Here is a 4595-nt window from a genome sequence, read left to right on the forward strand (position 1 = left end):
CGAAAACAAGTTAAGGCCAAAATCCAATCATTCATGCCACTAATAAAAAGCATTAGCACAATCAAATTGACGCCAGACCACCACCTACCGAACACTACGATGCCTGTCTGAAATCTGCGAACTGGAGACATCAAGATGCAATCCCCGGCTGATATGCCCCCAAGCGCCACGCGCAACGACTATACAACCACCGAATGGGAAACCCGGGTAAACCTGGCCGCCCTATACCGCCTGGTCGCGCATTTCCGCATGACGGACATGATCGACACGCACATTTCCGCCCGCCTGCCGGGCGCGACACCCACCTTCCTGATCAACCGCTACGGCATCCTGTTCCACGAGATGCGCGCCTCCGACCTGGTGAAAATCGACCACCTCGGCAACGTGATCGACGAACGCGCACAAACCGACCCCGCACGCTTTCGCGTGAACGCGGCCGGCTTCACGATTCACTCGGCCATCCATATGGCGCGCGAAGACCTGCATTTCGTCGTGCATACGCACACTGCCGCCGGCATCGCAGTGGCCGCCCAGGAACACGGGCTCTTGCCCATCAGCCAGCATGCGCTGAAGTTCTACGAACGGCTCGGCTACCACGACTACGAGGGCATCGCACTCGACCTCGACGAGCGCGAGCGCCTGGTGCGCGATCTCGGCCCGCACAAGGCGATGATCCTGCGCAATCATGGTCTGCTCGCAGGCGGCGCAACCGCAGCCCAGGCGTTCCACGAGATCTACTTCCTCGAGCGCGCCTGCCAGGCACAGGTCCAGGCGATGTCCGGCGGCGCGAAGCTGATCATCCCGCCCGAGGCCGTCTGCCGGCGCACGGCCGAGCAGTTCCAGCGCGACGACTCCGACGAGATCACCAATACCGCCTGGCGCGCTGCACTGCGCCTCATCGACGATCCCGCCTCGGACTATCGGTGCTAACCCCGCTGCTGACCCGCCGCCCCCTTACCGACCCAACGGCCGCCCAGGCCCGCGCCCACCGCGTTTTGCCATGACCACCATCGCTTTGCTGAGCAAGAGCTTCGACATGTCCCATCTTGTCGCCTCGATCCAACGCGCCGCCCCGGCCCTGAACGTCGTCATGCACGGCGAGCCGGGCGCGGCGCATGCCCAAGTCGCCGCCTGCTGGGATCCGCCCCCCGGCGCGCTCGCCGCGATGCCAAACTTGCGTCTCATTCACAGCATTGCCGCCGGCGTCGACAATATCCTCTCCGATCCCGCCTTGCCCGCGCTGCCGTTGTGCCGCGTCGTCGATCCGCAGCACGCGCGCGGAATGAGCGAGTTCGTCACGTGGGGCGTACTGCATTTCCACCGCCAGCTCGACCTCGTCATGCGCAACCAGCGCGACGCGCGCTGGCTGCGCCCCGCGCAGGCGCATCCGGCGCAGTGCACCGTCGGCGTCATGGGTCTCGGCGAGATCGGCTCCCGGGTCGCGCTCGATCTGCAGCGGCTCGGCTTCACGGTACGCGGCTGGGCGCGCCAACCGCGCGCCCTTCCCGGCATTGAGATCTTCGAGGGCGAAAGCGGCTTCGAAACCTTTCTTGCGGACACCAGCATTTTCGTGTGCCTGCTGCCGCTCACGAGCGAAACGCGTGGCATCCTCAACGCGGCGACGTTCGCGCAGATGAAGTCCGGCGCCAAGCTGATTCACGTCGGTCGCGGCGAGCATCTCGTCGTGGCGGATCTCGCGGCCGCGCTCGAAAGCGGCCAGCTCGGCGGCGCCATCGTCGATGTCTTCCCGGTCGAGCCCCTGCCCGCCGACGATCCGCTGTGGCGCGCGCCGAACCTGATCGTCACGCCGCACATGGCGTCCGTCGCCAGCGCCGACACCATCGGCGAGCAGATCGCGCACAACGTGCAGCGCCTGCTCGATGGCGAGCCGCTAGGCAACGTGGTGGACGTCGCGCGCGGCTACTGACCGAAGCCGCCGCGCATAGTGAGGCGAGGCAAGCGTGGCGTGGCCGTCACGGTTCTTCTGTGGCGGCGAGCGGCTCCTGCCGGTCGATGAACGCGTGCAACGCATCGACGAATGCCGTCTCCGCCGCGCTCAGCTTGCGGTCCTGCGCCCACAGGAAATAGACGTCGACATCGGCGACGCCTTCGTCGGGCGGCAGACGCCGCAAGCGGCCCTGAGCGATGTCGTCGCGCACGACGTGCTCCGGCAGGCAGCCGATGCCGAGCCCCGCGAAAATGAAGCGCCTCACCTCGGCCATGCTCGAAGAGGAAGCAATCACGCGCCCCGTGAAGCCCATTTCGTCGCGAAAGATCGTGAGCGGCGATAGCGGGTCGCCGACTTTGTCGCCGGTAAAGGAGACGAACGCCTGCCCGGCGAGATCGGCAACGCTCAGGTCGTCACGACCGAAAAGCGCGTGATGGCGGCCGCAAAAGAGCGCGTAGCGCTGGCGCAGGAACACGCGGGCACCCACGCGCCCGGGCAGCGCGCGGCGCGGCGAGAGCCCGATCGTCAAGGTTTTCTGCTGCAGGCTGTTCACGACGTCGGCGCTGCGCATCACGAGGCTTTCGAATTCGATGCGGGGATAGGTGCGGTGGAACTCGGCGAGGAATTCGTCATACGCGGGGAAATCGACGCCGCTCACGATGCCAATGCGCACCGCGCCGGAGATGTCGCGCGCGGCATCGACGTCGGCCAGCGAGAGCCGGGAAATGGTGCCGTAGATGTCCTCGGCGATCTTGCGCACTTCGATGCCGGCTTGCGTGACCTCGATGCGCGGGCCGCGACGATCGACGAGCCGCAAGCCGAGTTGCTCCTCGAGGCGGCGCAGCGCCTGGCTGACCGCCGGTTGCGTGAGATGCAGGCGCATGGCCGCGCGGCTCACGCTGCCCTCGCGCGCGATGGCGAGAAAGGTCCGCAGCAGGTTCCAGTCGAGGCGGTCGTTCAGCCAGGTGTCGGGTCGGTGCTTGCTCACAACGCGTTCATTCAAGGAGTATTCGCGAAAATTATACTCAGAATAATCATTAAAAATTGGACGAATTATTTTGGATTTTCGATAAAGGCAACAAGCGTGCGTTGATCACCGACCCTTTAAGCACCGAATTTTGCCACCGAATCCGGAACGTCTCTCACCTTCCAAACGTCGTCACCCCGTAGTGACCTTGCAGTCACCTATTAGACAGGACAATCCATGGCTCATGCCGCCTCCAGCACGCAGCAACCCGTGAGAGCCGCCGTTGCGGCATTCATCGGCACTGCCGTCGAGTTCTACGACTACTACACGTTTGCGACCGCTGCCGCACTCGTGCTCGGCGAAATCTTCTTTCCGAGCCACGACCCGTTCCTGAGCACGATGGCGTCGTTCGGTACATTCTTCGTCGGTTTCATCGCGCGGCCGTTGAGCGGAGCGGTCTTCGGCCATCTCGGCGACCGTGTGGGCCGCAAGAAAATGCTCGTGCTGACGATGTTTCTGATGGGGATCGCGACCACCGGCATTGGCCTCTTGCCCGGCTACGCGACGATTGGCATCTGGGCGCCGATCCTGCTCGTCTTGCTGCGTATCCTGCAGGGCATCGCCGTGGGCGGCGAATGGGGTGGCGCGGTGCTGATCGCGAGTGAACATGCGCCGCCTGGGCGCAAGACGTTCTTCGCGTCGTTTCCGCAGATGGGGAGCCCCGCGGGACTGATCCTCTCGCTGCTTGCGTTTCGCTTCGTCACGTCGCTCGATCACGCGAGCTTCGTTTCGTGGGGCTGGCGCCTGCCGTTTCTGGCGAGCTTCGTGTTGCTGCTGATCGGCATGGCGATCCGGCTCGGCGTGAAGGAGTCGCCGGAATTCGAGCGTGTGCGCAACACCAATGCGGCAGCAAAATACCCGGTGGCGGAAGTGCTGCGGACGGCGTGGTATCCCATCTTGCTGGCGGCGGCCGCCACCACGATCGGCTCGGCGGGCTTCTTTTTCACCAATACCTTCATGATTTCGTATGCCACGGCCTGGCTCGGCATGTCGAAGTCGTTCATTCTCGATTGCCTGTTCGTTGTCACGATTATTCAGCTGCTGTCGCAGCCGGTCTCCGCATTGCTTGCGCAGCGCTTCGGGGAAACGCGGTTTCTCTGCTGTGCGGCCGTCCTCTCGATGGTGACGCCGTATCCGATGTTTCTGCTCGTGCAAACGCAAAACGTTGTGGCGATCGTGGCCGGCATCTCGCTCGCGGTGGTCACGTTGTCGGCCATTTATGCGGTCATCGCGGGGTTCATTACGCCAGCGTTTCCCACGCGGGTGCGTTACTCGGGCATCTCGATCGCGTATCAGCTTTGTACGATGATCGCCGGGGGTACCACGCCACTGATTGGCACTATGCTCGCTCAGCGATTTAGCGGGCAGTGGCTGCCGCTTGCTGCGTTCTTTTCAGTGCTCTCGTTTGTCACCCTGGTCGGGGTTGTGGGGCTGGGAAGGTATAAGCGTAATCAGCTTGCAATGGCGGAATGGGCGCCGCCTTCTGGGCGCAATGCTTAACTGTGCAGGCGTGCGGTAGCGGTGCGCGCCACTTCCTGGCGTGTGTTTTGGATTCCTCCAGTTGTTGGCGTGGCGCCCCCGTACGGTGGCCTTAACTTGTTTTCGCGGCGGGCCGCAGGC

Annotated in this window: 4 protein-coding genes; 3 read left to right on the forward strand and 1 reads right to left on the reverse strand. The window is 63.8% G+C overall.

Annotation, left to right across the window (positions count from 1 at the left end):
• Window positions 1-135: 135 nt before the first annotated feature.
• Together BO1_RS48080 and BO1_RS48085 are read left to right on the forward strand one after the other, a co-directional pair.
• Window positions 136-930: a class II aldolase/adducin family protein gene (locus BO1_RS48080; protein ID WP_084688843.1), complete on the forward strand. Its 795-nt coding sequence runs from the start codon at window positions 136-138 to the stop codon at window positions 928-930.
• 70 nt (window positions 931-1000) lie between these two features.
• On the forward strand, window positions 1001-1927 hold the full coding sequence (locus BO1_RS48085; protein ID WP_028223678.1) for a 2-hydroxyacid dehydrogenase: 927 nt from the start codon (window positions 1001-1003) through the stop codon (window positions 1925-1927).
• 46 nt (window positions 1928-1973) lie between these two features.
• Here the strand turns inward: BO1_RS48085 and BO1_RS48090 are convergent, their stop codons facing one another.
• Window positions 1974-2936: a LysR family transcriptional regulator gene (locus BO1_RS48090; protein ID WP_028223679.1), complete on the reverse strand. Its 963-nt coding sequence runs from the start codon at window positions 2934-2936 to the stop codon at window positions 1974-1976.
• A gap of 216 nt (window positions 2937-3152) precedes the next feature.
• On the opposite strand from BO1_RS48090, the gene BO1_RS48095 reads away from it, so the two are divergent.
• A complete protein-coding gene (locus BO1_RS48095; RefSeq protein ID WP_028223680.1) occupies window positions 3153-4475 on the forward strand; it encodes an MFS transporter in 1323 nt (440 codons plus the stop codon).
• The last annotated feature ends 120 nt before the right edge of the window (window positions 4476-4595 follow it).

Source organism: Paraburkholderia oxyphila NBRC 105797 (genome assembly GCF_000685075.1).
Lineage (GTDB): Bacteria > Pseudomonadota > Gammaproteobacteria > Burkholderiales > Burkholderiaceae > Paraburkholderia > Paraburkholderia oxyphila.